The sequence below is a fragment of the Streptomyces sp. NPDC003248 genome (assembly GCF_055563235.1).
Map to the genome: position 1 here is coordinate 162,709 of NZ_JBVHDT010000006.1, position 25,052 is coordinate 187,760.

The 25,052-nt window shown below is 71.9% G+C and carries 23 protein-coding genes; 8 read left to right on the plus strand and 15 right to left on the minus strand.

What is annotated here, in order from left to right; translation table 11 throughout:
* The first annotated feature begins 10 nt into the window (after positions 1-10).
* Positions 11-1,681, plus strand: a complete 1,671-nt coding sequence (locus tag ACZ3KJ_RS16830) for a penicillin-binding transpeptidase domain-containing protein (protein WP_467527638.1) — start codon at positions 11-13, stop codon at positions 1,679-1,681.
* An 87-nt stretch (positions 1,682-1,768) separates the two neighbouring features.
* Here ACZ3KJ_RS16830 and ACZ3KJ_RS16835 read toward each other — a convergent pair whose 3' ends face one another.
* The gene (locus ACZ3KJ_RS16835) at positions 1,769-2,128 is read right to left on the minus strand and encodes an SsgA family sporulation/cell division regulator (protein WP_467527639.1); all 360 of its coding nucleotides are present in this window, start codon (positions 2,126-2,128) and stop codon (positions 1,769-1,771) included.
* Between the two features lie 195 nt (positions 2,129-2,323).
* Here ACZ3KJ_RS16835 and ACZ3KJ_RS16840 point away from each other — a divergent pair, with 195 nt between their 5' ends.
* The 5 genes from ACZ3KJ_RS16840 to ACZ3KJ_RS16860 all read left to right on the plus strand — a co-directional run bounded on the left by ACZ3KJ_RS16840 (position 2,324) and on the right by ACZ3KJ_RS16860 (position 6,667).
* Complete coding sequence (locus ACZ3KJ_RS16840; RefSeq protein ID WP_467527640.1) at positions 2,324-3,424, plus strand: energy-coupling factor ABC transporter permease; 1,101 nt, start codon at positions 2,324-2,326, stop codon at positions 3,422-3,424.
* A gap of 1 nt (position 3,425) precedes the next feature.
* The gene (cbiQ, locus tag ACZ3KJ_RS16845; protein WP_389522295.1) at positions 3,426-4,187 is read left to right on the plus strand and encodes a cobalt ECF transporter T component CbiQ; all 762 of its coding nucleotides are present in this window, start codon (positions 3,426-3,428) and stop codon (positions 4,185-4,187) included.
* Entirely contained in the window at positions 4,175-4,951 is a 777-nt protein-coding gene (locus ACZ3KJ_RS16850; protein WP_467527641.1) for an energy-coupling factor ABC transporter ATP-binding protein, read from the plus strand. Before cbiQ ends, ACZ3KJ_RS16850 begins: the two co-directional genes overlap by 13 nt.
* A complete protein-coding gene (locus ACZ3KJ_RS16855) occupies positions 4,948-5,415 on the plus strand; it encodes a MarR family winged helix-turn-helix transcriptional regulator (protein WP_467527642.1) in 468 nt (155 codons plus the stop codon). The genes ACZ3KJ_RS16850 and ACZ3KJ_RS16855 overlap by 4 nt, the downstream gene beginning before the upstream one ends.
* An 82-nt stretch (positions 5,416-5,497) precedes the next feature.
* On the plus strand, positions 5,498-6,667 hold the full coding sequence (locus ACZ3KJ_RS16860) for a serine hydrolase domain-containing protein (protein ID WP_467527644.1): 1,170 nt from the start codon (positions 5,498-5,500) through the stop codon (positions 6,665-6,667).
* 84 nt (positions 6,668-6,751) lie between these two features.
* Here ACZ3KJ_RS16860 and ACZ3KJ_RS16865 read toward each other — a convergent pair whose 3' ends face one another.
* The 7 genes from ACZ3KJ_RS16865 to ACZ3KJ_RS16895 all read right to left on the minus strand — a co-directional run bounded on the left by ACZ3KJ_RS16865 (position 6,752) and on the right by ACZ3KJ_RS16895 (position 13,080).
* Positions 6,752-7,027 (minus strand): DUF1876 domain-containing protein, encoded by a 276-nt coding sequence (locus tag ACZ3KJ_RS16865; protein ID WP_467527646.1) that lies wholly within the window; start codon positions 7,025-7,027, stop codon positions 6,752-6,754.
* Between the two features lie 66 nt (positions 7,028-7,093).
* Positions 7,094-7,933 carry an arylamine N-acetyltransferase family protein gene (locus ACZ3KJ_RS16870; protein ID WP_467527647.1) on the minus strand — a complete coding sequence of 280 codons (840 nt, stop codon included), beginning with the start codon at positions 7,931-7,933 and terminating at the stop codon, positions 7,094-7,096.
* A gap of 95 nt (positions 7,934-8,028) precedes the next feature.
* Positions 8,029-10,608: a DUF6185 family protein gene (locus tag ACZ3KJ_RS16875; RefSeq protein ID WP_467527649.1), complete on the minus strand. Its 2,580-nt coding sequence runs from the start codon at positions 10,606-10,608 to the stop codon at positions 8,029-8,031.
* Positions 10,605-10,985, minus strand: coding sequence for a hypothetical protein (locus ACZ3KJ_RS16880; RefSeq protein WP_467527651.1), 381 nt, complete (start codon positions 10,983-10,985; stop codon positions 10,605-10,607). The genes ACZ3KJ_RS16875 and ACZ3KJ_RS16880 overlap by 4 nt, the downstream gene beginning before the upstream one ends.
* Positions 10,986-11,117: 132 nt before the next feature.
* On the minus strand, positions 11,118-11,963 hold the full coding sequence (locus tag ACZ3KJ_RS16885; protein WP_467527653.1) for an EamA family transporter: 846 nt from the start codon (positions 11,961-11,963) through the stop codon (positions 11,118-11,120).
* An 83-nt stretch (positions 11,964-12,046) separates the two neighbouring features.
* On the minus strand, positions 12,047-12,238 hold the full coding sequence (locus ACZ3KJ_RS16890) for a DUF397 domain-containing protein (protein WP_467527655.1): 192 nt from the start codon (positions 12,236-12,238) through the stop codon (positions 12,047-12,049).
* The gene (locus tag ACZ3KJ_RS16895) at positions 12,235-13,080 is read right to left on the minus strand and encodes a helix-turn-helix domain-containing protein (protein WP_467527657.1); all 846 of its coding nucleotides are present in this window, start codon (positions 13,078-13,080) and stop codon (positions 12,235-12,237) included. The genes ACZ3KJ_RS16890 and ACZ3KJ_RS16895 overlap by 4 nt, the downstream gene beginning before the upstream one ends.
* 138 nt (positions 13,081-13,218) lie before the next feature.
* On the opposite strand from ACZ3KJ_RS16895, the gene ACZ3KJ_RS16900 reads away from it, so the two are divergent.
* A complete protein-coding gene (locus tag ACZ3KJ_RS16900) occupies positions 13,219-13,662 on the plus strand; it encodes an ATP-binding protein (RefSeq protein ID WP_467527658.1) in 444 nt (147 codons plus the stop codon).
* 64 nt (positions 13,663-13,726) lie between these two features.
* Here ACZ3KJ_RS16900 and ACZ3KJ_RS16905 read toward each other — a convergent pair whose 3' ends face one another.
* The 3 genes from ACZ3KJ_RS16905 to ACZ3KJ_RS16915 form a co-directional block, all read right to left on the minus strand.
* A complete protein-coding gene (locus tag ACZ3KJ_RS16905; protein WP_467527659.1) occupies positions 13,727-14,326 on the minus strand; it encodes a lamin tail domain-containing protein in 600 nt (199 codons plus the stop codon).
* 320 nt (positions 14,327-14,646) lie between these two features.
* Positions 14,647-16,854 (minus strand): MMPL family transporter, encoded by a 2,208-nt coding sequence (locus tag ACZ3KJ_RS16910; RefSeq protein WP_467527660.1) that lies wholly within the window; start codon positions 16,852-16,854, stop codon positions 14,647-14,649.
* A gap of 136 nt (positions 16,855-16,990) precedes the next feature.
* Complete coding sequence (locus ACZ3KJ_RS16915; protein WP_389522320.1) at positions 16,991-17,593, minus strand: TetR/AcrR family transcriptional regulator; 603 nt, start codon at positions 17,591-17,593, stop codon at positions 16,991-16,993.
* A gap of 155 nt (positions 17,594-17,748) precedes the next feature.
* Here ACZ3KJ_RS16915 and ACZ3KJ_RS16920 point away from each other — a divergent pair, with 155 nt between their 5' ends.
* Positions 17,749-21,009: a S41 family peptidase gene (locus ACZ3KJ_RS16920; protein ID WP_467527661.1), complete on the plus strand. Its 3,261-nt coding sequence runs from the start codon at positions 17,749-17,751 to the stop codon at positions 21,007-21,009.
* Between the two features lie 169 nt (positions 21,010-21,178).
* On the opposite strand, the gene ACZ3KJ_RS16925 is transcribed toward ACZ3KJ_RS16920, so the two are convergent.
* From ACZ3KJ_RS16925 to ACZ3KJ_RS16940, 4 genes are all read right to left on the minus strand, one after another.
* Complete coding sequence (locus ACZ3KJ_RS16925) at positions 21,179-21,466, minus strand: hypothetical protein (RefSeq protein WP_467527662.1); 288 nt, start codon at positions 21,464-21,466, stop codon at positions 21,179-21,181.
* A gap of 88 nt (positions 21,467-21,554) precedes the next feature.
* A complete protein-coding gene (locus tag ACZ3KJ_RS16930) occupies positions 21,555-22,439 on the minus strand; it encodes an SDR family oxidoreductase (protein WP_467527663.1) in 885 nt (294 codons plus the stop codon).
* Complete coding sequence (locus tag ACZ3KJ_RS16935) at positions 22,436-23,407, minus strand: alpha/beta fold hydrolase (RefSeq protein ID WP_467527664.1); 972 nt, start codon at positions 23,405-23,407, stop codon at positions 22,436-22,438. The genes ACZ3KJ_RS16930 and ACZ3KJ_RS16935 overlap by 4 nt, the downstream gene beginning before the upstream one ends.
* Entirely contained in the window at positions 23,404-24,909 is a 1,506-nt protein-coding gene (locus tag ACZ3KJ_RS16940) for a flavin-containing monooxygenase (RefSeq protein ID WP_467527666.1), read from the minus strand. Before ACZ3KJ_RS16940 ends, ACZ3KJ_RS16935 begins: the two co-directional genes overlap by 4 nt.
* Positions 24,910-25,052 lie beyond the last annotated feature (143 nt).

A 25,052-nucleotide genomic window follows, 5' to 3' on the forward strand; every position in this document is an offset into this window, starting at 1 on the left:
AACGCAGGCAGTGGGCAAGAGAAGGCGCGTCGCCGAGCGACGGAACAAGCGGCCCGCGATGGTCGCCGGCATGATCGCCGTCGTCGTCGGCGGCGCCGGTCTCGGGGCCTACGCACTGTACGGCGGCGGGGCGGCGGCCGAGGACGGACCGACGACGACCGCCGCGAAGAAGCCGCAGGTCAAGACCGGTCCCCTGTCGGCCAAGGAGGTCACCACCGCGGCCCGGACCTTCCTCACGGCCTGGCAGCAGGGCAAGGTCGCGCAGGCGGCCGCCGCGACCGACGACCCGACGGCCGCCACCGCCCTGCTCACCGGCTACACGAAGGACGCCCACATCACCGGCGTCACCCTCACGGCGGGCGCCCGCTCGGGCGACGAGATCCCCTTCTCCGTGAAGGGCACGGTCAGCTACGAGAAGACCGCGAAGCCGCTGGCGTACAGCAGCACGCTGACCGTCGTGCGGGGGACGTCCGACGGCGAGCCGCTGGTCGACTGGCACGCATCGGTGGTCCACCCCGATCTCGCCGACGGGGACACCCTGGTGACCGGCGAGGCGGGCGACCCGCCGGTCACGGCGCTGGACCGGGACGGCGGCGAGCTGACCGCCGAGAAGTACCCGTCGCTGGGCACCGTCCTGGACGGGCTGCGCGAGAAGTACGGCAAGAAGGCCGGCGGCACGGCGGGCGTCGAACTGCGCGTGGTGCGCGGCAAGGCGTCGAAGGCGAAGAAGTCCTCCGACAAGACGCTCCTGGAGCTGAGCGAGGGCACGCCGGGCACGATCAGGACGACGTTGAGTCCGGCGCTCCAGGCCGCGGCGGAGAAGCAGGTGGCGAGCCGCTCGCGGGCCTCGGTCGTCCTCATGCGCGCCTCGACGGGTGAGATCCTCGCCGTCGCCAACAGCAACCCGAACTTCAACACGGCCTTCCAGGGCTCCCTGGCCCCCGGTTCCACGATGAAGGTCATCACGGCGTCGCTGCTGATCGAGAAGGGGCTGGCGTCGGCGGACAAGGCGCACCCCTGCCCGAAGTACTTCACGTACGGCGGCTGGAAGTTCCAGAACGACGACGAGTTCAAGATCGACGGCGGGACCTTCAAGGCGAGCTTCGCCCGCTCCTGCAACACCGCCTTCATCAGCCAGGCCGGCGAGCTGGACGACGACAGCCTGACCAAGCAGGCGCAGCAGGTCTTCGGCCTGTCGATGAACAACTGGGCGATCGGCGTGCCCACCTTCGACGGCTCGGTGCCCGTGCAGTCGAAGGCGCAGAAGGCCGCCTCGCTGATCGGGCAGGGCGGCGTGCGGATGAACCCGCTGAACATGGCGTCGGTCTCCGCGACGGTCAAGTCGGGCACCTTCCACCAGCCGTACCTGGTGGCCCCCTCGGTCGACGACCGCACCCTGGCCACCGCCTCGCGCACGATGTCGTCGTCGACGCTGTCGCAGCTGCGGGAGCTGATGAGCTACACCGCCGCCTACGGCACGGCCGCCGAGGCGATGGCCGGGCTCGGCCCGGACTACGGCGCGAAGACCGGCTCGGCGGAGGTCGACAACCAGGAGAAGCCCAACGGCTGGTTCACCGCCTACCGCGGCGACCTCGCGGCGGCGGGCGTCGTACAGGCCGGCGGCCACGGCGGCGACACCGCCGGACCGATCGTGGCGGCGCTGCTGAAGGCGGGCGGCTGACGGCGGGCGGCAGATGGCTGACGGCGGGCGGCAGATGGCTGACGGCTGACGGCTGACGGCTGACGGCAAGGTGACGACAGGACCTGGCTAGCGGCCGCCGACCGGCTGGGCCGTCGCCGTGTACGTGCGGCGCAGGAAGCGGAGCAGGGCCTTGGACTCGAACTGGACCACCGAGACGCCCTGCGTGGAGTGGAACTCGACCACGGCCTGGACCCGGCCGCACGGCCACACACGGACCTCTCCGCTGCCCGCGGGGGCGCGCAGGCCCTGTTCGAGGAGGGCGCGGGCGACGGTCCACTCGTGCCGCCCCGGCAGGCCGACCCGGACCGAGCGGGGGTCGTCGTCGGGGTCGTAGCGCAGGACCACGGGGACGGCGGCCTGCTCCTCCTCGATCAGGTCGGCGTCGGTGACGACATGGGCTCGCGCGTACTGTTCGACCGCAGACATCGACCGGCCCCTTCACCCTGAGTGACCTGTGCGGAGGCTGTGCGTCCGCCGCCCCTCCAATGTCGCACATTTCGCGGGACGCGCCCTCCGGCGCCGGAATATCTCACATGTGGGATACACGTACCGGCGCGCGAGTTCGACAAACGAGTCACTCGCTCTTGCAACCCGTTCGCAGCAAGCCACTATCATCGAACGGTGCACGTACCTGACGGATTCATCAACGCCCCCACCTCGGCCGTGACCGGGGTCGTCGCCGCGGGCGCCATCGCCGTGAGCCTGCGCGGCGCGCGCCGTGAGCTCGACGAGCGGACCGCGCCGCTGGCCGGCCTGGTGGCCGCGTTCATCTTCGCCGTGCAGATGCTGAACTTCCCCGTCGCGGCGGGCACCAGCGGCCACCTGCTCGGCGGCGCGCTCGCCGCGATACTCGTGGGCCCCTGCACAGGGGTCCTGTGCGTGTCCGTGGTCCTGCTGATGCAGGGCATCCTCTTCGCCGACGGCGGGCTGACCGCCCTCGGCGTGAACATCACCGACATGGCGATCGTGACGACGGTGGTGGCGTACGCCGTCTTCCGTGGCCTGGTGAAGGTGCTGCCGCGCGGCCGGGGCGCGATCACCGCCGCGTCCTTCGTCGCCGCGCTGCTCTCCGTGCCGGCCGCCGCCCTCGCCTTCACCTTCCTCTACTGGATCGGCGGCACCACCGACATCGCGATCGGCAAGGTGGCCACCGCCATGGTCGGCGTGCACGTGCTGATCGGCATCGGCGAGGCCGTGATCACCGCGCTGACGGTCGGCGCCGTCGTCGCCGTACGCCCGGACCTGGTGTACGGGGCGCGCGGGCTGGGGCGGAAGCTCCGGCTGCGGGTGAACGGCGAACTCGTGGACGTGCCCCCCGCCGAGGAGGCGCCCGCGGCGCCCGCCCCGGCGCGCACCTCCCGGCGCACGCTGTGGGTGTCCGGACTGGTCACCTCCCTCGTGCTGGCCGGTTTCGTCAGCTTCTACGCGTCCGCGAACCCCGACGGCCTGGAGAAGGTCGCCGCCGACCAGGGCATCGACCAGAAGGCCGAGGAGCACAGCGCCGCCGACTCCCCGCTCGCCGACTACGGCGTCAAGGACGTCGACAACGCCCGTCTGTCCGGCGGTCTCGCGGGGGTGATCGGCGTGGGCGTGACCGTCGTCGCGGGCAGCGCGGTGTTCTGGGCGGTGCGCAGGCGCCGCGGCACGGACGCCTCCGCCGTGAGCGCGGACGCCTCCGCCGTGAGCGCGGACGCCTCGCCCGTGCGCACGGAGAGCGTCTGAGATGGGCGCCGGACACGCGCACCGGCTCTACCGGCACGGGCACTCGCCCGTGCACGCCCTGCCGCCGCACACCAAGCTCGCCGCCGCCCTCGCCTTCGTGGTGGTCGTCGTGTCGACGCCGCGGGAGGCGGTGTGGGCGTTCGGCCTGTACGCGCTCCTGCTCGCCGTGGTCGCGGTCCGCGCGCGCGTGCCGGCCGGTTTCCTGCTGAGGCGGCTGCTGGTGGAGGTGCCGTTCGTCGCGTTCGCGGTGCTCATGCCGTTCGTGGCGGAGGGCGAGCGGGTGGACGTCCTGGGCCTGTCGCTCAGCGTCGACGGCCTGTGGGGCGCCTGGAACGTGCTCGCCAAGGGCACCCTGGGCGTCGCCGCGTCGGTGCTGCTGGCCGCCACCACCGAACTGCGCGAACTCCTCCTCGGCCTGCAACGGCTGAAGCTGCCGCCCCTGCTGGTGCAGATCGCGTCCTTCATGATCCGCTACGGCGACGTCATCACCGACGAGATGCGGCGCATGCGGATCGCACGGGAGTCGCGCGGGTTCGAGGCACGGGGCGTACGGCACTGGGGGGTGCTCGCGAAGTCGGCGGGCGCCCTGTTCATCCGCTCCTACGAGCGCGGGGAGCGCGTGCACCTGGCGATGGTCAGCCGCGGGTACGCCGGCAGCATGCCGGTGATCGACGAGGTGACCGCCTCGCGCGCGCAGTGGTCGTACGCGCTGACCCTGCCGTTCGCCGCCCTCGTCGTGTGCGTGGTGGGATGGGCCCTGTGACTGCTGCTGCGACACCCCCGCCCTCGCTGGAAGTGACCGGTCTGGCCTTCGCCTATCCCGACGGCCACCAGGCCCTGTTCGGCGTGGACTTCTCCGTCGCGCGCGGCGAACGGGTGGCACTGCTCGGCCCGAACGGCGCCGGCAAGACGACCCTCGTGCTCCACCTCAACGGCATCCTCACCGGCGGCACCGGCACGGTGACCGTCGCCGGACTGGCGGTCGGCAAGCGGCACATGGCCGAGATCCGGCGCAAGGTCGGCATCGTCTTCCAGGACCCGGACGACCAGCTGTTCATGCCGACCGTCCGGGAGGACGTGGCGTTCGGCCCGGCGGCGGCCGGGCTCAAGGGCGCCGAGCTGGAGGAGCGCGTGGACCGGGCGCTCGCGCGGGTCGGCATGTCCGGCTTCAAGGACCGCCCGCCGCACCACCTGTCCTTCGGCCAGCGCCGCCGGGTCGCCGTGGCGACGGTCCTGGCGATGGAGCCGGAGATCCTCGTCCTGGACGAGCCGTCCTCCAACCTGGACCCCGCCTCCCGCCGGGAGCTCGCCGACATCCTGCGCTCCCTGGACGTCACCGTCCTCATGGTCACGCACGACCTGCCGTACGCCCTCGAACTGTGCCCGCGCTCGCTGATCCTCAGCGAGGGCGTGATCGCGGCGGACGGCCCGACCGGCGGGCTGCTCTCCGACGAGGAGCTGATGCGCGCCCACCGTCTGGAGCTGCCGTTCGGGTTCGACCCGCGGTCCGTGACAATGGGCGCGTGACGAACCAGGAGACCGAGGGTTCAGGCTCGCTGCTTCTCGACGACCAGCTGTGCTTCGCGTTGTACGCGGCGCAGCGCGCGGTGACGTCCGCCTACCGCCCGCTCCTGGAGGAGCTCGGCCTCGCGTATCCCCAGTACCTGGTGCTGCTGGTGCTGTGGGAGCGGGGTGAGACCACCGTCAAGGAGCTGGCCGCGGCCCTGCGGCTGGACTACGGCACGGTGTCGCCGCTGCTGAAGCGGCTGGAGGGCGCGGGGCTGGTGCGCCGGGAGCGCGCGGCGCGCGACGAGCGGTCGGTGCTGGTCGCGTGCACCGGGCGTGGGGAGGCGCTCCGGGAGCGCGCGGCCCGCGTGCCGGGCGTCCTGAGCGCGGCGACGGGGCTCGGGGCGGAGGAGGCCGCGCGGTTGCGCGCGCAGGTGTGGGCGCTCGCGGAGCGCGCGGATGCCGCCGCGCACCGGCTGCGCTGATCCGGGCGGCTCTCGCAGGAATCCCAGGCCGCGGGCAGATGTTCCTCCCAGAGTCGAAGGCAAGTGGAGAGGACGTGTGGGCGTGGTCGTGGACGGTGCGGTGGCCGAGGGCTTCGAGCCGGTCAGGGAGGCGTTCGTACGGAACTTCGAGGTGCTCGGCGACCGGGGCGCGACGGTGGCCGTCTACCGGGACGGGCGGCGGGTCGTCGACCTGTGGGGCGGCAGCCGGGACGTGACCGGCGGGGCGCCCTGGGCGCGGGACACCGCCCAGGTCGTGCGCTCCGCGACGAAGGGCGTCGCCGCCGCCGTACTGCTGCTGTTGTGGCAGCGGGGGGAGCTGGACCTCGACGCGCCCGTGGGGGCGTACTGGCCCGAGTACAAGGCGGCGGGCAAGGAGCGGACCCTCGTGCGGGACCTGCTCGCGCACCGGGCGGGCGTCCCCGTCCTGGACCGGCCGCTGACGCCCGCCGAGGCCGCCGACCCGGAGCGCGGCGCGGCCGCGGTCGCGGCGCAGGCGCCGGTGTGGGAGCCGGGCACGGACCACGGGTACCACGCGCAGACGTACAGCTGGCTGACGGGCGAGCTGGTGCGGCGGGTGACCGGGCGGCCGATCGGCGCGTGGATCGCCGACGAGATCGCCGGCCCGGCCGGCGCCGACCTGTGGCTGGGGCTGCCGGCGGAGCGGGCCGCGCGCGTGGGACGCGTCGGGCAGGTCGAGGCCCCCGCGCAGCCGGGGGCGCTGCGGACCCGGCCCAAGCGGGCCGTCGCCGACGCCTACGCCGACCCCGCCTCCCTCACCCGCCGCGCCTTCGCCGCGATCACCCCGGCGCCCGACGAGAACGACCCCGCCTACCGGGCCGCCGCGCTGCCCGCCTCCAACGGCATCGCCACCGCGGACGGCCTGGCCCGCTTCTACGCCTCGCTGATCGGCGAGCCGGAGGGCGGCACCCGGCTCTTCACACCGGAGACGGCGGAGGCGGCGCGCACGGAGCGTTCGGCGGGCCCCGACCGCGTCCTGGTCGTCGGCACCCGCTTCGGCCTCGGCTACATGCTGCACGGCGCCGCGTCCCCGCTGCTGTCCCCCGCCTCCTTCGGCCACCCCGGCCGCGGCGGCGCGCTCGGCTTCGCCGACCCCGAGTCGGGCATCGCCTTCGGGTACGTCACCAACGGGTTCCGGTCGAGCGTCACGGCGGACGCGCGGGCGCAGGCGCTGGTGCGGGCGGTACGGGACGTGCTGCTCCTGCGCGGCTGACGGCGGCCGCGCGCGGGTGCGGGTGCGGGTGCGGTGTGGGCGGCCCGCCGCTCCCGGCCGGCGGGGCGGGCCGCCCGGTACGGCTCACACGTGGATCGGATGGGACGTACGGCCCGACGCGTCGTCGATCTCCGTGTGGGCCTTGGTCAAGAGCTGCATGGCCAGCTCGTTCAGGGCGCGGGCGCCCGCGATCTCCTCGCCGACCCGGGGCTGGTTGGCGTCGACGTTGTGACGGGTGGCGTGCCCCTGGGACCGGACCTCGCTCCCGTCCGGCAGCCGCACCATCGCGACCGCGCGCGTGTGCTGGTCGTCCTCCTGGAACTCCATGTCGACGTGCCAGCCCACCGTGGTCTTCATCATCAGGATCACCTCCGGAACATCTGCTTCCAGGGTGCGCCTCCCGGCGGTCCGCCGCACCCACGCGGCTCAGCCCAGCAGCGTGGTGCCCTCCGGTACGGCGATCCGGAACTCCTCCTCCAGCACGCGCCGCACCTCCGCCTCCCCGGTGAGCTCCCGTTCGGTGACGGTGCCGTCGGCGCGGGTCTCGGTGAGACGGGTGCCGTCGAGGAGGAGGTGGCGGCCGGCGGTGACGCGCTGGGCGTAGGGGCGCCGGCTGAACGGGGAGCGCGGGCTGGTGGCGACGTACCAGTTGGCCACCTCGAAGTCGGGGCCCTCGAAGGGGTCGAGGGTGAAGACGTACTGGGGCCGCGCCGTTTCTCCGTCCTCCCCGTACGTCTCCAGCACCCACCGCTCCAGCGGCCCGCGGCGCGGGGCGTGCACCAGCCGGTGCCGGCGGCCGGCGGCGTCGAAGGCGGTGTCCGGCACCAGGGGGACCGGTTCGAGGAGGGCGCCCGGGGCGCCGAAGCCGACGTCGGCGAGGTAGGGCCGCGGGTCGCCGGGGGCCTGGACGAGGAGCGCCATGTGGGTGCGCGGCCGGTCCTCGAACCGTTCCGCGCCGACGACCACCCGCGCCCCCAGCCGGGTCACGGCGAACCCCAGCGCCTCCAGGACGCCCGCGAACAGCGTGTTGTGTTCATAGCAGTAGCCGCCGCGCCCGCCGCGCACGAGCTTCGCGACCAGATCGGCGGTCGCGAGGGAGGGGGCGGTCCCTCGGAGGGGGTCGAGGTTCTCGAACGGTATGGAGTGGGCGTGCGCCAGATGGACCCCCCGCAGCGTGCCCGCGTCGGCCCGCCGCTCCCCCTCCCAACCGATCCGGCGGAAGTAGGCGTCGAGGTCGTCGGGGGTGAGCTGCGTGGTGTCGGGCATGAGGTCACGGTAGTCAGGGGTGCCGGCCGGGGGTTCGGGCAGATCGCGGATCGGGGTGCACACGTGTACGTCGGGAGGGGCGGTCCGGGCGGCGGTCACTTGGTGTCGATCGCCCGCCAGATGCCCACCACAGCCACCAGCTGTGTGAGCAGGAAGGCCATCTGCCCGGACAGACCGTGCATCTGGTAGATCGATTTCAGCAGGCTGAAGCGTCCGCCCCAGTAGGGCCGTTCACGACGGAACGTGTCGGTGTCGACCCAGATGCTCGTCAGCGTCAGCACCATGAGCATCAGGATGACGTTCACGATCGCCATGCCCACTTCCTTGGGGCCGACGCTGCGGCCGAACAGGGCAAGGACCATGATGGGCAGGAGCCAGCCGGCGAACAGGGCGAAAGCCCGCGTGGGGCCGCGCTCTCCGGGCAGCACACGCCACAGTGCGCCCAGGACGAGTCCCGCACCGGCGAAGGAGATCTCCCGCGTCAGGAATGTCCCGATCGCATCAGGAACGCCCGTGGGCTGGTCCAGGGTGAAGTTCCAGTGCCTGGGGCCATAGGCGTACTCGTACCAGGCGGTGACCGCACTGGGGAGGACGCCGAAGAGGAAGGCCCAGCGCGCGGCGTTGAGGGCGTTCGCCCACCAACGTGGCTGCGGTCCCCAGCTGAGGGCGACGTCGACCACGGACACGCAGTCCGGCAGGCAGTCGTGACGACAGCCGAGGGGCCTCCAGCAGTGCAGTGCGTGGAGTTGTTTCTCCAAGCCGCTTCTCGTGCTGTCCTCCGCGCTCGCCTGATCGCGAAGGCGGAGTCGGTGGAGCAGATCGCGGCAGCGGCGGGAGTCCTCCATCAGCCGATCGTGATGCGCCGGATCGCTCAGTTCCGCCGCGACGCACGGTTCCTCCGCTTTCCGGTCCACCTGGCTCAGTACCGACCATCGGCGTCCCACCCTCACCACGGCGTAGAGCGCGACCATGTTCAGAGGGAGCCAGAAGCCGTACACCGCCGCCGCGTTTCCCGCGAAGGTGATTCCTCTCATCGCCACGACGATGGCGAAGACGGCGGTCACCAGCAGCAGATCCGCCCCCTCCGGGCCGAGGGAGGTATCCGGTCCGGTCCGGAATTTGCTGTGGAGGAGCGCCACCAGTGCCATTCCGGCCAGTACCCATGTGTAGGTGTACACCCACCCAGGTCCTCTGGACGCGAAATCGGCGAGTTGCTGACTCAGAGCACCTCGGTAATCGATACCGAAGAGAGTGCTGGCGTCCCCCCTCCAGTCGGCGCGTTCCCACCTCTGGCTGAAGGAGATCACACGCCATGACACCACCGCGGTCGCGATGACGGCCAGTACGACCCCGACCGTGACGATGCGGCGGACGGGATACACGGCCCGGCCTCCGCCCGAGGACTCGGAATGCCCGAATTCACCTTCGCGGTGCCCGGATTCACCTTCACTCGGGTGCTGGCCGAACTTGCCTTCCCGCGCGAAACGCCACGCCCAGGCAACGATCGCGGTCAGCCACAGCCACAGCATGGAGATGTCCAGGAGGGCCAGCCCGACGATTCCTATGGCCGGCGGCGGCCCTTTCGGCACCAGATCGTCGGGGAGGCCGAAGAGGTGAGGGGCCAGGATCACCAGCAGGCCGGTCACCGCTGCCGCCCCCGCGGAGACGATGACAAGCGCCTTGCGGTTCCTCAGGTCTCCCTCACGGCCGTCGGAGTCCTGCCTCAACGGGTACCACGGCCTCGCGACGAGCACGAGCGTGAAACCCGCCGCGATGCCGATGAAAGCGCGCCACGGGTTCACGCCGGGAGACGGGCGAAGCAGCAGCAGCAACGTCAGGCCGAGGGCCGCGCTCACCCCCGCCCACTGGAGAACGGTGTTGGCGAGGTCGGTCTTCCTGCGGAGAGGCCATGCCGACACCGCGATCACGGCCGAGGCGCAGAACCACCAGGAGGCCACGCCCAGAGACGCGATCCAGGATGCACGGTTCTGCTTGGCGAGATCCCGCGGTGGCGCCAGGGTGACGTGAATCGCCCTCTCGGATTCCGGCTTGTACCCGATCCACACCCTGCTGCCCTTACCGGTACTCGACACCTCGGGCTCATCAGGTGCATCACTGATCCGCAGGTCTCCTGGACGGATCTCGATCCGTCGCCACGTGCATGTGGTCAGAGCGTCCGGTGGATGGAGAGCCACCTCCCAGCCCGCGGGCCGGACCTGGACCGTCCACGGTCCCACTTCGAACATTCCGGCCGAGCGGAGGAGGTTCCATGACTTGTACTTCACCACCACTGCGTCTTTTCGCGTGGACGGCTGGTAGCTGGTCGACCGCCACTCCGGGTGCCACGTGTCGAAGTCGATTGTGCGCGACGCGTTCTCCCCGAGCAGGCAGTGCAGGGCGCGATCGTAATGCGGCGTGTCCGGACTGAGTGTCAGGTCGTCCGCGTCGTCAGCGCCTTCTCGCTGCGGCACCTCGATGGTGGTGACCTGCACCACCTCGACGAATTCGGCGCGCCTTCGACCGAAGGAGAGCTCAGTGACCACGTTGATCTTCTGCGGTTCCCTGATGGTCGGGCACTTGCGCGCTTCGGCGGCCTGCGCCGGAACCGGTGAGACCGCCCAGCACCCGAGCGTGGCGGCGACGAGCAGGAGCCACCGCCACGCGAGGGACCTCATCCCTGGGGCGGACATCCGCTGTAGGGGTCGCACTGGAGGACGGCCTCGTAGGGCGCGTCGGCGAACTCGACACGTCGCGAGTGATCGACACCCGGGAGGAACCGCCACTGGGTGGGCTTGCCGTGCCTGGTCCGGTTCGCCTTCTCCACGCGCGTGTGGAGGGTGCGCGTCTCCGCGTCGGTCGTCTCGGTCAGGATCTCGCCCTCGTCGAGAGGGAAGTGGTCGTGCAGCAGGCACAGGCCGAAGCGGTCGAGGTTGCCGTGCCTTTCCAGGACGGCGACCAGCTCCTGGACGAATGCCGCGTCCTGCGGTCCGAGAGGTTGGGCCTCCTCGAACCGCGGAAGGCTGGGCCTCGGGGTCTCCTCGTGGGTGCTCATCACTACCTCCACCAATCACCGAGTGGATTCACAACGTCACCCTAAGTGCCCACCGTAAGCCCTGCCACTCGTCCGTTCGAGGCCGGCCCCGAAGCGAGTGCCGAGGAGGCGGGCACGCACCCGGCCCTGCCCTCACCCCGCGTGCAGCATCAGCCCGATCCCGAGGACGAGGAGCCCCGCGGCAGCGATGCGCGGCGCGCCGAACCTCTCCTTGAAGAACACGGCGCCGATGGCCGCGCCGACGATGATCGACGACTCGCGGAGCGCGGCGATCGGGGCCAGTTCGGCGCGGGTCTGCGCCCACAGGACGAGGGCGTAGGCGGCGACGGACAGGACGGCGCCGAGCAGGCCGAGGGCGGCGAAGGGCCGTAGGACGGTCCAGGTCTGCCGCCGCCAGAGGGTGACGGCGTACGCCGGGAGGACGGTCCCCTGGACGGCCATCAGCCAGGCGATGTAGCCGAGCGAGGACCCGGAGGCGCGCACACCGAGCCCGTCCACGACCGTGTACGCGGCGATGGACAGGCCGGTCGCGAGCGCCGCGCCGATCGCCGCCCAGTCGGGCCGCCGCCCGCGCAGCCCCCACAGCGCGACGCCCGTCAGCCCCGCGCAGGACAGCGCGATCCCGGCGGCCGCCCAGCCGTCCGGCACCTCGTGCGCGAAGACGGCGGCGAGGACCGTCACGACGAGCGGCGCCGACCCGCGCGCGATCGGGTACGCCTGCCCGAAGTCCCCCAGCCGGAACGACCGCATCAGCAGCGCGTAGTACACGATGTGGATCGCGGCCGAGCAGAGGAGGTACGGCCATGCCGCCACCGCGGGTACACGTGTGAACGGCAGCAGCGCGAGGCCGATGAGGAGGCCGCCGCCCGAGATGAGGGCGAAGCCGGTGAGCTTGTCGGTGATGCGGTGGGCGATCGCGTTCCACGCGGCGTGCGTGACGGCGGCGAGCAGGACAGCCGCCGTGACCAGCGGAGTCACGCGGTGCGCTCACAACGGGGGTGCGCTCCGGTCGTCGTCATGCGCGGCACGGTAGCGGTGCGTGTACCGGCCACGCGACCCGGTCACCCGCGGGCGGTGGCGTGCCGGAGGAAGTCCGTCCAGGCGGCGGGGGCGACAGCGAGTATGCCGTGGGCGACATTCTTGGAGTCACGGATGTGGATGGTGGCGGGGGTGATCGCAACTTCGACGCAGTCGTTGATGTCGTCAGTGTCGCTGTAGCTGCTTTTGAACCAGTGGAGTTGTGCGACGCTCATAGTCTCCCCAGCGCATGCTCGATGAAGGCGTGCGACTCCCTCGGTGTGAGAGCCTGCGCCCGGATCATGCCATAGCGCAGTTCCAGGATCCGAAGATCCTTGGGGTTCTCAACCGGGCGGCCGTTGAACGCGCCAGCGCAACGTCCGATCGCTGTTCCGTCGGCAAACTTCAGCACTTGGATCCGCCCCGACGATCCGGCGTGCTCCTCCCTGTCGGTAGGCATGACCTGAAGCGTGACGTTCCGCAACTGCGCTACCTCCAGGAGGTGTTCGAGTTGTCGGCGCAGCACCATCTTCCCACCGATGGGGCGCTCCAGCGTCACCTGTTCCTGGATGAAACTGAGCGTCGGGGCAGGCTCTCGCTCGAAGATCACCTTTCGGGCCACGCGTGCGACGGTACCCCGTTCCACCTCGTCCTGTGTGTACGCGGGCTGCCTCACCTCGAACAGCGCCCGCGTGTACTCCGGCGTCTGCAACAACCCATGGATGTTGTGGCTGCTGTAGAACAGCAGCTCCACTGCGCGCCCCTCCAAGTCCGTCAGCTCTCTCACCCTCTTCGGGTATTGAGCCTTCCTCATGTCCTCCGAAAAGGCGCGCAGATGACCCTGCGCCTTCAGAATCTGATCCGCCCTATCCAGGAACTCCGGCCTTGGAATACGCGTCCCGCGTTCCATCTTGCGAATCATGTCCTCGCTAAAGCCCATGACATCGCCCAGCTCCGCCACCCGCATCCCCGCCGCCTCACGACAGACCTTGATCAGGCGGCCAACCGCCTGGACCAGCGGTTCGATTTCGTCGCCCGGCTCGACATCCCAACCCGCCTCGTCCACATCGTCACTCATGGCTCCTCCTCCAACGCGCACTCGTACCCCTGTAACCCCTGATACAGCCGAGACAGCGCAGGACAAAGCCAGGACAGTCACCGTACGCACAGGCGTCGTCACTCACTCCAGTAAGCCGCATTCGCCACTCTGAGTCACGTGAACCATGAGACGCGTGCCCCTGAAATCGATCTCGCCTCCCCCTCCCGCCACTTCACCGTCCTCCTGTCCCCCACCCCCCGCGCTGCCCGCCTGGCCCGCCTGCTGACGACGGAGCAGCTCCGGGAGTGGGGGCTGCCGCTGGACACCGCGCCGCAGATCGTGGCCGAGCTGGCGACGAACGCGGCGACGCACGGACGGGTCCCGGGGCGGGACTTCCGGCTGACCCTGAACGCCGTCGCGGACACCCTCCGCATCGAGGTCACGGACGTCCGGGGCGACCGGCTCCCCCGGCCGGGCCGTCCGGACGGGGGCGCGGAGGGCGGCCGGGGGCTGCTCCTCGTGGACGCCCTCGCGGACCGCTGGGGCGTCGTACCGGGACCGCCGCCGCGCAAGACGGTGTGGGCGGAGGTGAGATGGGACGCGGGCCGCGGCCGGGCATAGACGAGCGGCGCGCTCGGCCCGAGAGGGGTGGGCCGAAACGCGCCGCCGCGCCTGCACACATCCGTCAGTGGCGGTCACCGCCATGGTGGCGGTCACCGTCGTGGTGACGGCCACCGTCGTGGTGACGACCACCTCCATGGTGGCGGCCCTCGTGCCGGTCCCCGTCGCGGCGGTCGCCGTCCTGACGGTCCCGGTCCCACGACACCTCGTCCACGACGCGGTCGCGCTCGTTGCGCAGGGTCACGGTGTCGGAGTCGTTGTCCCAGACGTGGCGGACGCGGTCCTGGTACAGGTCGGTGCGGGTGTCGCGGCCCTCGCCGGTGTGGACGCGGACGGTGGCGCGGGCGGCGAGGCGGAACCGGTCGAAGGTGTAGGTGTCGCCGTCCTCGTCGGACAGGGTCCAGCCGTCGAGGTTCACCTCGCGGCGGGTGGTGTTGGTCAGTTCCACCCACTCCTTGTTGAGGGAGCGGTTGGCGCGGGTGTCGTGGCCCGGCGCGTCGTACTGCACGTCGCTGATCTCCACCTTCGGCCGGTCGGCGCGCGACTGGCCGGCGGCGGACGCCGGGACCGCCACGGCGCCGATCACCGCGGCGGCCGCGAGCGAGGCGACCGCCAGACGACGGGTCGAAACCGGGGACACGGGGGACAGGGGGGAAACGAGCACAGGGTCTCCTCGGGGGTGCGGTGGCGGCCGGGTTCGGCCGCGGCACCGGCATCCGACCACCGGACACGCCCGGAACGCCTGATCCACACCTCCCGTTACAGATCGTTCACATATCGGTGACAGTCATCTGTAATGTCCATCTATGCAGTGAATGCCCAGAAGTCTCTGCTCAACAGCCTCGTCCGGTCCCGCCGCGACCAGCCCCTCACCCGAACGTGGGTGACAGCCACACCGGAAGAAGAAGCCGGACACGAAGAAGCCGGTGAGGGCGCCCCGTCCCCACGGAACCCTCACCGGCGGTCTTCACGTCGCCCGTTGCGCTACGCCCGGGCGAGCTCCCGGTCGGCGTCGTCGTCGTGGGCGCGCAGGCCCTCGCCCTCGACGTCGACGTTGGGCAGGGCGCGGTCCAGCCACTTCGGCAGCCACCAGGCCTTCTTGCCGAGGAGGGCGAGGACGGCGGGCACGATGGCCATGCGAACGACGAAGGCGTCGAAGAAGACGGCGATCGCCAGGCCGAAGCCGATCATCTTGACCATCGACTCGGAGGAGCCGATGAAGCCGGCGAACACCGCCATCATGATCACCGCGGCGGCGGTGACGACCCGCGCGCCGTGCCGGAAGCCGGTCACCACGGCCTGGCCGGGGGTCTCGCCGTGGACGTACGCCTCGCGCATGCGGGTCACGAGGAAGACCTCGTAGTCCATGGCGAGTCCGAAGACCACGCCGACCATGAAGATCGGCATCATCGACATGACCGGGCCGGTCTCCTCGACGCCCAGCAGGTCGGCGAACCAGCCCCACTGGAAGACCGCGACGACGGCGCCGAGGGCCGCCATGACGGAGAGCAGGAAGCCGAGGGCCGCCTTCAGCGGGACGAGGATCGAGCGGAAGACCACGATGAGGAGGAGGAAGGCCAGGCCGACCACCAGCACGAGGTACGGGACGAGGGCGTCGTTGAGCTTCTGGGAGACGTCGATGTTCATCGCCGTCGAGCCGGTGACGAGGATGTCCGCGTCCGTGTCGGCCTTGATGTCCGTGCCCTTGTCGCGGATCGCGTGGACCAGGTCCTCGGTGGCGACGGAGGACGGCTTGGCGTCGGGGATGACCGTGATGGTCGCCGTGTCGCCGGCCTCGTTGGGGGTGGCCGGGGTGACGGTGACGACGTTCTTCAGGCTCTTGATCTCGTCGCCGACGTCGGAGAACACGGCCTGCGGGTCGTCGCTGCCCTTGGCGTCGACGACGACCATCAGCGGACCGTTGAAGCCGGCGCCGAAGCCCTCGGAGAGGAGGTCGTAGGCGCGGCGCTGGGTGGTGGAGGTGGGCTGGGAGCCGTCGTCGCCCAGGCCCAGTTCCAGCGACGACACCGGGACGGCCGCCGCACCCAGGCCGATCACGCCGAGGAGGAGGACGGCGACCGGGCGGCGGACGACGAAGCTCGCCCAGCGGGTGCCCATGTTGGGCTTGGCCGCCTTCTCGGCGGACTGGGCGCGGCCGCCGCCGAGGAGCTTGCCCTTCTCGCCGGCCGGGCGCACCTTGCGGCCCGCGTAGCCGAGGAGGGCGGGGATCAGGGTGAGGGCGATCAGGACGGCGATGGCCACCGTGCCCGCCGCCGCGACGCCCATCTTCGTCAGCATCGGGATGTTGACGACGGAGAGGCCGACGAGGGCGATGACGACGGTCAGGCCGGCGAAGACGACCGCGGAGCCGGCGGTGCCGACGGCGCGGCCGGCCGCCTCCTCGCGGGCGCGGCCCTCGGCCAGTTCGGCGCGGTAGCGGGAGACGATGAACAGGGCGTAGTCGATGCCGACGGCGAGGCCGATCATCATCGCCAGGGTGGAGGTGGTGGAGCCGAGGTCGAGGGTGCTGGCGAGCGCGGTGATCGCGGAGACGCCGATGCCGACGCCGATGAGCGCGGTCAGCAGGGGCATGCCCGCCGAGATCAGCGAGCCGAAGGTGATGACGAGGACGACGGCGGCGACGGCGATGCCGACGACCTCGGTGGCGCCGGTCTCGGGCGTCGTCTGGAGCGCGTCACCGCCGATCTCGACGGTCAGGCCCGCGTCCCGGGCGCCCTCGGCGGCGTCCTCCAGCGCCTCGCGGGAGGAGTCCTCCAGCTCCATGCCGGAGACCTTGTAGCTCACGGAGGCGTAGGCGATCGTGCCGTCCTCGCTGACGGCCTTGGCCTGGAAGGGGTCGGCGACGGAGGCGACCTCGGAGCCGTCGGACAGCTCCTTGACGGTCTTCTCGACGGTGGCCTTGTGGGCGGCGTCCGTCATCTTCTCGCCGTCGGGCGCCTTGAAGACGACCCGGGCGGTGGCGCCGTCGGCGCTCATCCCGGGGAAGCGCTGTTCCAGCAGGTCGAAAGCTTTCTGCGCTTCGGTGCCGGGGATGGAGAAGGAGGTGGTGCCGGCGGCGGGCGCGGAGGCGGCGCCGACGCCGGCGAGCGTCAGCAGCGCCACCCAGATCAGGGCGACGAAGTGCCGTCGCCGGAAGGCGAGTCGGCCCAGCTTGTAGAGGAACGTGGCCACGGAGGCGTACTCCCGGTCAGGTCGTGGGTGTTCAGGGCAGGGGTGATCAACCCGGCGACTGGGCAGGGGTGATCGGCCCGACGACGTGAGCGGTGGCGTCAGGAAGGGCGGACCGCGGGGACGGTCAGGGGAGGGTTCAGGAGGAGACGGGCACGCCGAGGGCGGGGAGGACCACGGCATCGACGTACGCGGTGAGGAAGGCCTGGGTCGGCGGCTGGTCGTCGAGCAGGGCCCGGGTGGCGAAGCCGCCGACCATCATGTGCAGCAGGAAGTCCAGCGCGGGACAGTCGGGGCGGACCTCGCCCCGGTCGACGGCCCGCCGGATCACCCGGTGGAATCCGGACAGCTCCGGGTCGATGAGCTGGGCCCGGAACGCCTGGCGCAGGTCGGGGCTGTTGTGCATCGCCATGGCGATGCCCCGCATCAGCGCCGAGTTCCGCTCGATGGTGCAGTCGTCCTCCAGCCGCAGCAGGGCGTGCAGGTCGCCCCGGAGCGAACCGGTGTCGATCTCGTCACCGTGATCGGGCTTGCTGTGTCTGATGGCCCTCGCGACCAGCTCGGCCTTGCCGCCCCACTGGCGGTAGAGCGTGGCCTTGCTGGACCGCGTGCGGGCGGCGACGGCGTCCATGGTGAGGGCGTCGTAGCCGACCTCGCGGAGCAGGTCGAGCACGGCCGCGTACAACTCGGCCTCGCGCTCGGGGGTGATCCGACTGCGACGCGGGGTGGCGACCTCAGTCATGGCAATCCCTCCGGCTCCAGCACTGTCCTGTGGTGCGTACTCCATGAAGATACCCTGAGACCAAACGAAACGAAACGGTTTCGTACGTGGGCTGGCTCACGTCCGTGAAGGACACATAAGTTGCCCGGCCCCTTTGACAGGAAAAGCATGGGTAGGTGACCTATCTGCGCCTGCCGCACCTCAGCGGTGACCTGCTGTGCTTCGTGTCCGAGGACGACCTCTGGCTCGCCCCGCTCGACGGACCCGGCCGCGCCTGGCGGCTCACCGTCGACCGCGCCAAGGCCGGCCACCCCCGCTTCTCGCCCGACGGCCGCCACATCGCCTACACGAGCTGGCGCGGGCTGGTCCCCGAGATCCACCTGGTGCCGGTGGACGGCGGACCGGGCCGGCGGCTGACGTACTGGGGCAGCCCGGACACCCAGGTGCGCGGCTGGACACCCCCCGACCAGGACGGCAACGCCGACATCCTCGCCGTCGCCTCCCACGGCGAGCCCTTCTCCCACTTCACCTGGGCCCACAAGATCTCCCCCGACGGCGACCCCGGCCGCCGCCTCCCCTGGGGCCCCGCCTCCGACATCCAGGTCGCCGACCTCGACGGCGAACGGCGGACCCTGCTCCTCACCGGCACCCCGCCGCACGAACCGGCCGCCTGGAAGCGCTACCGCGGCGGCGCCACGGGCCGGCTCTGGCTGCACGGGCAGCGGCTGCTCCCCGACCTCGGCGGCCACCTCCACTCCCCCCTGTTCGTCGGCGGCCGGATCGCGTTCCTCTCCGACCACGAGGGCACCGGCAACCTCTACTCCTGCGCCCACGACGGCTCCGACCTGCGCCGGCACACCGACCACGACGCCTTCTACGCCCGGCACGCCTCCAGCGACGGCACGCGGGTGGTGTACCAGTGCGCCGGTGACCTGTGGATCGTCGAGGACCTGTCCGAGGGCGCCGAGCCGCGCCGGCTCGACGTACGGCTGAGCGGGCCGCGCGCCGGACGGCGGCCGTACCCGATCCCGGCCGCCCTCCACGTGGACGGCATCTCGGTGGACGAGACCGGGCGGGCCAGCGCCGTCGTCGTCCGCGGCAGCCTGTACTGGCTGACGCACCGGGACGGCCCCGCTCGGACCCTCACCGACACCCCCGGAGTACGGGTGCGGCTGCCGGAGATGCTCGGCCGGGCCGGCCAGGTCGCCTACATCACGGACGCCGAGGGCGAGGACGCCGTCGAGATCGCCTCCCTGCCGCGCGCCACCGGCGACCGCGCGCCGCGGCGGCTGGCCTCCGGGGAACTCGGGCGGGTGCTGGAACTGGTGGCCGACCCGGAGGGCGAGCGGCTCGCGATCGCCTCGCACGACGGACGGCTGCTGCTGCTCGACGCGAGCGAGGGCTCCAACGGTGAGGTGACGGAGCTGATCCGCTCGATCAACGGGCCCGTGCGGGACCTGGCGTTCTCCCCCGACGGCACCTGGCTGACCTGGTCCCATCCCGGGATCGGACGGACCCTGCGGCAGATCAAGATGGCCCGGATCTCCGGACTCGGCACCGGCGACCGGCTGATCGTCGACGTCACCAACGGCCGGTTCGAGGACGAGAACCCCGTCTTCACCCGGGACGGCCGCTACCTCGCCTTCCTCTCCTGGCGCGGCTTCGACCCCGTCTACGACGTGCACACCGGGGACCTGTCGTTCCCCCTGGGCTGCCGGCCCTACCTGGTGCCCCTGTCCTCCGCGACGCCCTCCCCCTTCGCGCTGAACCCCGAGGGGCGGCCCGCCGCCGGGGGGCTGGACCCGCTGGAGGACGACGAGGGCGCCGACGGGGCGGTGACCGTCGAGGTCGAGGGGCTGGCGAGCCGCGTGACGCCGTTTCCGGTCGCCGCCTCCAAGTACTCGGCGCTGTGCCCGGTCGCGGGCGGCGGCCTGGTCTGGCTGCGCTGGCCGATCTCCGGCGCGCTCGGCGAGACCTTCGTCAACCCGGACGACACCAGCGGGCGCCCGACCCTGGAGCACTTCAACATCAGCAAGGCGAAAAAGTCCGAACTCGTCGGGCACCTCGACGTGTTCGCCGTCAGCGGGGACGGCAGCCGGCTCGTCGTCGTCGACGAGGGCGACCTGCGGGCCGTGCCCTCCACCGAGTCCGGCGACCTCGACTCCACCGTCTGGATCGACCTGCGCCGCATCATGCACGAGGTCGACCCGGGCGCCGAGTGGCGGCAGGCGTACGCGGAGGCCGGCCGGCTGATCCGCGCCTACTTCTGGGACCCCGGGATGTGCGGGATCGACTGGGACGCGGTGCTGGAGCAGTACCGGCCGCTGGTCGACCGGGTCGCCTCCCCCGACGAGTTCGCGGACCTGCTGCGGGAGGTGCTCGGCGAACTGGGCACCTCGCACGCCTACGTCACCCCCGCCCGCCGCAACGAGGGCCCGCTCCACTACCAGCGCCGGCAGGGCCTGCTCGGCGCCAACTTCGTCCACCGCGACGGCGGCTGGACGGTCAAACGGATCCTGCCCGGCGACTCCTCCGACTCCAAGGCCCGTTCGCCGCTGGCCGGCACCGGCATCCGGGAGGGGGCGGTGCTCACCCACGTGGACGGGCGGCCGGTGGACCCGGTGGCCGGGCCCTACCCGCTCCTCGCCCAGGCCGGCGGGACCACGGTCGAGCTCACCTTCACCCCGGCGGAGGGCGAGGCGGGCCGGGCGCGGCGCGTCGCCGTCGTCCCCCTCGTCGACGAACGGCCGCTGCGCTACCAGGACTGGGTAGCCAAACGCCGCGCGGTGGTCCGCGAGCTGAGCGGCGGACAGTGCGGCTACCTGCACATCCCCGACATGGGCGGCTCCGGCTGGGCCCAGTTCAACCGCGACCTGCGCATGGAGGTCTCCCGGCCCGCGCTGATCGTGGACGTGCGCGGCAACGCCGGCGGGCACATCAGCGAACTCGTCGTGGAGAAACTGACGCGCCGGATCCTCGGCTGGGACCTCACCCGGGACGCCCAGCCGGTGTCGTACGCCTCCAACGCGCCCCGGGGACCGGTCGTCGCGCTCGCCGACGAGGCCACCTCGTCCGACGGCGACATGATCACCGCCGCCTTCAAGCTGCTGAAGCTCGGCCCGGTCGTCGGCCAGCGCACCTGGGGCGGCGTCGTCGGCATGACCGGACGGCACCGGCTCGGCGACGGCACCGTCATCACCGTCCCCATGAACGCCGCCTGGTTCGACGCCTACGGCTGGTCCGTGGAGAACCACGGCGTCGCCCCCGACGTGGAGGCGCTGCGCACTCCCCTGGACTGGGCGGAGGGCCGCTACGCCCAACTCGACGACGCGGTACGCCTCGCCCTCGACCTCCTGCGGAACGAGCCCCCCGCCTCCCCGCCGGACCACTCCAACATCCCGAACCGCTCCCGCCCCAAACTCCCACCCCGCAGCTGACCTGGATGCCACGGCATGCGGTGGGACAACCCCCTAAGGGGCGCGGGGAACTGCGCGACCAGCCCCCACCCGCCCGCACCCGGCGGTGAACAGCAAGCCCTTCGCAAAAAACGGGTGCCCCCCGGCGAACCGGAAGGGCACCCACCTTCACCGGCTGAGCCGAGCCCGACTACACGTCGTACTCGGCGTCCATCCGGTCCTCGTCCTCACGTTCACGCCGCATCCGCTCCTGCTCCTGCTCAGGCCGCATCCGCTCGTGCTCGGGCCGACCACCGCGCCCGGGCTCGGGCCGAGCACCGCGCCCCGGCTCGGGCCGCTCGCCGCGCTCCGGACGCCGGCCGCGCTGCTGGGTCTGGGCCTGGGCCTGCTGGGCCTGCCCCTTGGCCTGCCCCGCCTTCTGCTTGGCCTGGTCCTGGAACTGCTCGGCCTGGTCCTGGAACTTGTCCTTGATACCCATGTGGGTTCACTCCCCTTGAGGGTGAGGGAATCGGCCCTTGATCGGGCCTCGACCAGATTCACACGCAGGGAGGAACGGCGCATTTCGATCAACTACGCTGCGTAGCCCGGGCTTCCTCGTCCGCCGCCCCACCTGCGCCGACGAGCCCCGTGCGCATCCCTTGCAGCCTCGGCGCGAACCGCCGCATCTCCCGCTGCCCCACCGTCCCGATGAGCGCCGGGAGATACCCGCGCACCCCCTGCATCCCGCGCAGCCACCACTGCCCGTACACATGGGCGGCGCGCCGCTCGATCCCGTCGACGAGCCGGTCCACGGCCGGGCCCAGCGGGTACGTCTTGTTGGACGGCCACGGCAGCCGCTGCCTCAACTCCCGCATCACGTCGTCCTGATCGGCGCCGCGCACCATGTCGGTGTCGGTCCACGACAGGTACCCGATGCCGACGCGTACGCCCTGGTGGCCGACCTCGGCGCGCAGGCTGTGCGCGTACGCCTCCACGCCCGACTTGGACGCGCAGTACGCGGTCATCATCGGCGCCGGCGTGATCGCCGCGAGCGAGGCGATCTGGAACAGGTAGCCGCGGCTCTGCGTCAGCAACGGCAGGAAGGCGCGGGCGGTGACGGCCGAGCCCACGAGGTTGACCTCAATGACCCGGCGCCAGGACTCCGGGTCGGAGTCGGCGAACGGACCGCCGGTGGCGACGCCCGCGTTGGCGACCACGATGTCCACCCTGCCGAAGCGGTCCTTCACCTCCTGGGCGACCCGGCTCATCGCCTCGTGGTCGGTGACGTCGGCGTACCAGTGGGCGCCGTCGCCGTGCAGCCGCTCCGCGACCTGCTCGAGGGCGTCCGGCTCCAGGCCGACCAGCGCGATCCGCGCGCCGCGTGCGGAGAGCTTGCGGGCGAGGAGTTCGCCGACGCCGCGGGCGGCGCCGGTGACGACGACGACCTTTCCTTCGAGGCTGACCCTGCTCATGCGCCCTCCTTGAGCTGCGGTACGTGGGTGGTGACGAGGTCCCGGATCGTCGCGGTCACCAGGTCGGGTGCCTCGACCGGGGTCATGTGGCCGATGCCGGGCAGTTCTCTCAGGCCGGCGCAGTCCGGGAGCGCGTCGGCGATCCGGCGGGCGTGCACCGGCGGGGTCAGACGGTCGGCCGTGCCCGCGATCACCGCCGTCGGCACCCGCAACTCCCGTACGGCGTGGTCGAGATCGAGCAGGCTGAGGACGTGCGACCAGGAGTGGCGCACGGCGCGCGGGCAGGCGTGCACGATCCGGGCGCACGCGTCGACCATGTGCGGGGCCGAACCGGCTCCCATCGTGGCGTACTTGAGGACCCGGCGGGCGACGGGGGTGACCGGGCCGAGCGGCGCTCGCGACCCGAGGACGCGGCCGGTCAGCCAGGTCCGCAGCCGGCCGGGGCGCAGCGGCAGCACGGTCGACTCGGCCACCAGCCGCGAACTGCCCGTGCTGCACAGCAGGGCGGCCGCCGCGTGCTCCCGGAAGGCGGGCCGGCCGGAGGCCGCCATGATCGTCATGCCGCCCATCGAGTGTCCGGCGACGACCGCCTTCTCGCCGGGGGCGAGCGTGGCGGCGAGAACGGCCTCGAGGTCGTCGGCGAGGGCGTCGGTGCTGCACGCCGGGCTCGCCGGGGTACGGCCGTGGCCGCGCTGGTCGTAGACGACGACCTTGTGGTCGGCGGCCAGCGCCTCGACCTGGGCCGCCCAGAAGGCGGTCGAGCAGGTCCAGCCGTGGGCGAGGACGACGGCGGGCGCGGTGTCGGGGCCGTACACCTGCACGTGCAGCGAGGCGCCGTCGGCGGAGACGGCGGTCAGCTCCCTCGGGGCACCGACGACACCCGTACGCCGGCCCCCGCCCGCGTCACGGCGGACGCCCGTGCCCGCTTCGCGGCGGACGCCCGTACCTGCCTCGCGGTGGGCGCTCATGCCGTGACCTCCGCCTTCTTCACGGCGGGCGCGCGCAGGACCTCGTACTCGGCGAGGTCGACCCGCCGCGTCTCCCGGCGGAACTCGGCCGTCGTGCCCGGCCAGATGGTGGTGTTGCGGCCGTTCGCGTCGAGGTACCAGCTGGTGCAGCCGCCCGTGTTCCAGACGGTGCGCTTCATCCGCTCCTGGACACGGTGGTTCCAGGCCCGCACGGCGCCGGGGCGGGCGTCGAGGGCGGCGCGGCCTCCGAGGACGTTCAGCTGGCGGAGGTAGTCGGCCAGGTAGTTCAGCTGGGACTCGATCATGAGGATCATCGAGGAGTTCCCGAGGCCGGTGTTGGGGCCGATGATCGACATCCAGTTGGGGAAGCCGGCCGCGGAGGTGCCGCGCAGGGCCTCCATGCCGTCCTTCCAGGACTCCGCGAGGGTCCGCCCGTCGGCGCCGACGACCCGCTCGGCGATCGGCATGTCGGTGACGTGGAAGCCGGTGCCGAAGACGATCACGTCGGCCTCGGCCTCGCTGCCGTCGGCGGCGACGAGGGTGGAGCCGCGGACCTCGCGCAGCCCGCTCGCGACGACGTCCACGTTCGGGCGGGTGAGCGCCGGATAGTAGGTGCTCGACAGCAGGATCCGCTTGCAGCCGATGCGGTAGTCCGGGGTGAGCTTGGCGCGCAGGGCCGGGTCCTTGACGGCACGGGCCATGTTCCGCTTGGCGAGCTGCTCGACGAAGCCGAGTTCGTTCGGGTGCTTGGTGAAGGCCTGCACCTGGAGTTCGCGGATGCCCCACAGCAGGCCGCGGCGGATCTGCGTGGTGACCGGCAGCCGCTGGTGCAGCCAGCGCTCGGCCCGGCTGATGGGCCGGTCCATGCGGGGCATCACCCAGGGCGGGGTGCGCTGGAAGAGGGTGAGCCGGCCGACCTCCGGCTGGATGGCGGGCACGATCTGGATGGCCGAGGCACCCGTGCCGACCACGGCGACGCGCCGGCCGGCGAGGTCGTGGCCGTGGTCCCAGCGGGCCGAGTGGAAGACCTTGCCGGGGAAGGAGTCCAGGCCCGGGACGTCCGGGATCTTCGGGTCGGACAGCGGCCCGGTCGCGGAGACGACGACGTCGGCGGAGAGCGCACCGCTCGCCGTCTCGATGTCCCAGCACAGCCGCTCCGTGTTCCAGGTCATGCGCATGACCTCGGAGTCGAAGCGGAGGTGGGGCCGCAGGCCGAAGGTGTCGGCGACGTGCTCCAGGTAGGCGCGGATGTGCTCCTGGCCGGAGAAGGTGCGCGGCCAGTCGGGATGGGGCGCGAAGGAGAAGGAGTACAGGTGCGAGGGCACGTCGCAGGCGCACCCCGGGTAGCTGTTGTCCCGCCAGGTGCCGCCGACGCTGCCGGCGCGTTCGAGGACGACGAAGTCGGTGATCCCCTCACGCCGCAGCCGTACCGCGGCCCCCAGTCCGCCGAACCCCGACCCGATCACCGCCACCCGCACACGCTCGTGCTCGTGCTCGGTCATCCCGACGCCTCCCTGCTCCGCGACCCTGCGGATCTGCCGATCTGTCCACGCCGCCGCCGCCACTGACGCGACTCTGCCAGTGAACACTGGCGCAATGGGAGCGTAGAGCAGCTCCGTACTGATGGGTAGGGGGCATGCGGAGG

Coding starts and splice junctions, on each gene's coding strand:
- ACZ3KJ_RS16835 (WP_467527639.1), bottom strand. CDS start 2,128: ATGTCTGCGGTCGAACAGTACGCGCGAGCCCATGTCGTCACCGACGCC.
- cbiQ (WP_389522295.1), top strand. CDS start 3,426: ATGGGCGCCGGACACGCGCACCGGCTCTACCGGCACGGGCACTCGCCC.
- ACZ3KJ_RS16850 (WP_467527641.1), top strand. CDS start 4,175: ATGGGCCCTGTGACTGCTGCTGCGACACCCCCGCCCTCGCTGGAAGTG.
- ACZ3KJ_RS16865 (WP_467527646.1), bottom strand. CDS start 7,027: ATGATGAAGACCACGGTGGGCTGGCACGTCGACATGGAGTTCCAGGAG.
- ACZ3KJ_RS16870 (WP_467527647.1), bottom strand. CDS start 7,933: ATGCCCGACACCACGCAGCTCACCCCCGACGACCTCGACGCCTACTTC.
- ACZ3KJ_RS16875 (WP_467527649.1), bottom strand. CDS start 10,608: ATGAGGTCCCTCGCGTGGCGGTGGCTCCTGCTCGTCGCCGCCACGCTC.
- ACZ3KJ_RS16880 (WP_467527651.1), bottom strand. CDS start 10,985: ATGAGCACCCACGAGGAGACCCCGAGGCCCAGCCTTCCGCGGTTCGAG.
- ACZ3KJ_RS16890 (WP_467527655.1), bottom strand. CDS start 12,238: ATGAGCGTCGCACAACTCCACTGGTTCAAAAGCAGCTACAGCGACACT.
- ACZ3KJ_RS16895 (WP_467527657.1), bottom strand. CDS start 13,080: ATGAGTGACGATGTGGACGAGGCGGGTTGGGATGTCGAGCCGGGCGAC.
- ACZ3KJ_RS16915 (WP_389522320.1), bottom strand. CDS start 17,593: ATGACTGAGGTCGCCACCCCGCGTCGCAGTCGGATCACCCCCGAGCGC.
- ACZ3KJ_RS16925 (WP_467527662.1), bottom strand. CDS start 21,466: ATGGGTATCAAGGACAAGTTCCAGGACCAGGCCGAGCAGTTCCAGGAC.
- ACZ3KJ_RS16930 (WP_467527663.1), bottom strand. CDS start 22,439: ATGAGCAGGGTCAGCCTCGAAGGAAAGGTCGTCGTCGTCACCGGCGCC.
- ACZ3KJ_RS16935 (WP_467527664.1), bottom strand. CDS start 23,407: ATGAGCGCCCACCGCGAGGCAGGTACGGGCGTCCGCCGCGAAGCGGGC.
- ACZ3KJ_RS16940 (WP_467527666.1), bottom strand. CDS start 24,909: ATGACCGAGCACGAGCACGAGCGTGTGCGGGTGGCGGTGATCGGGTCG.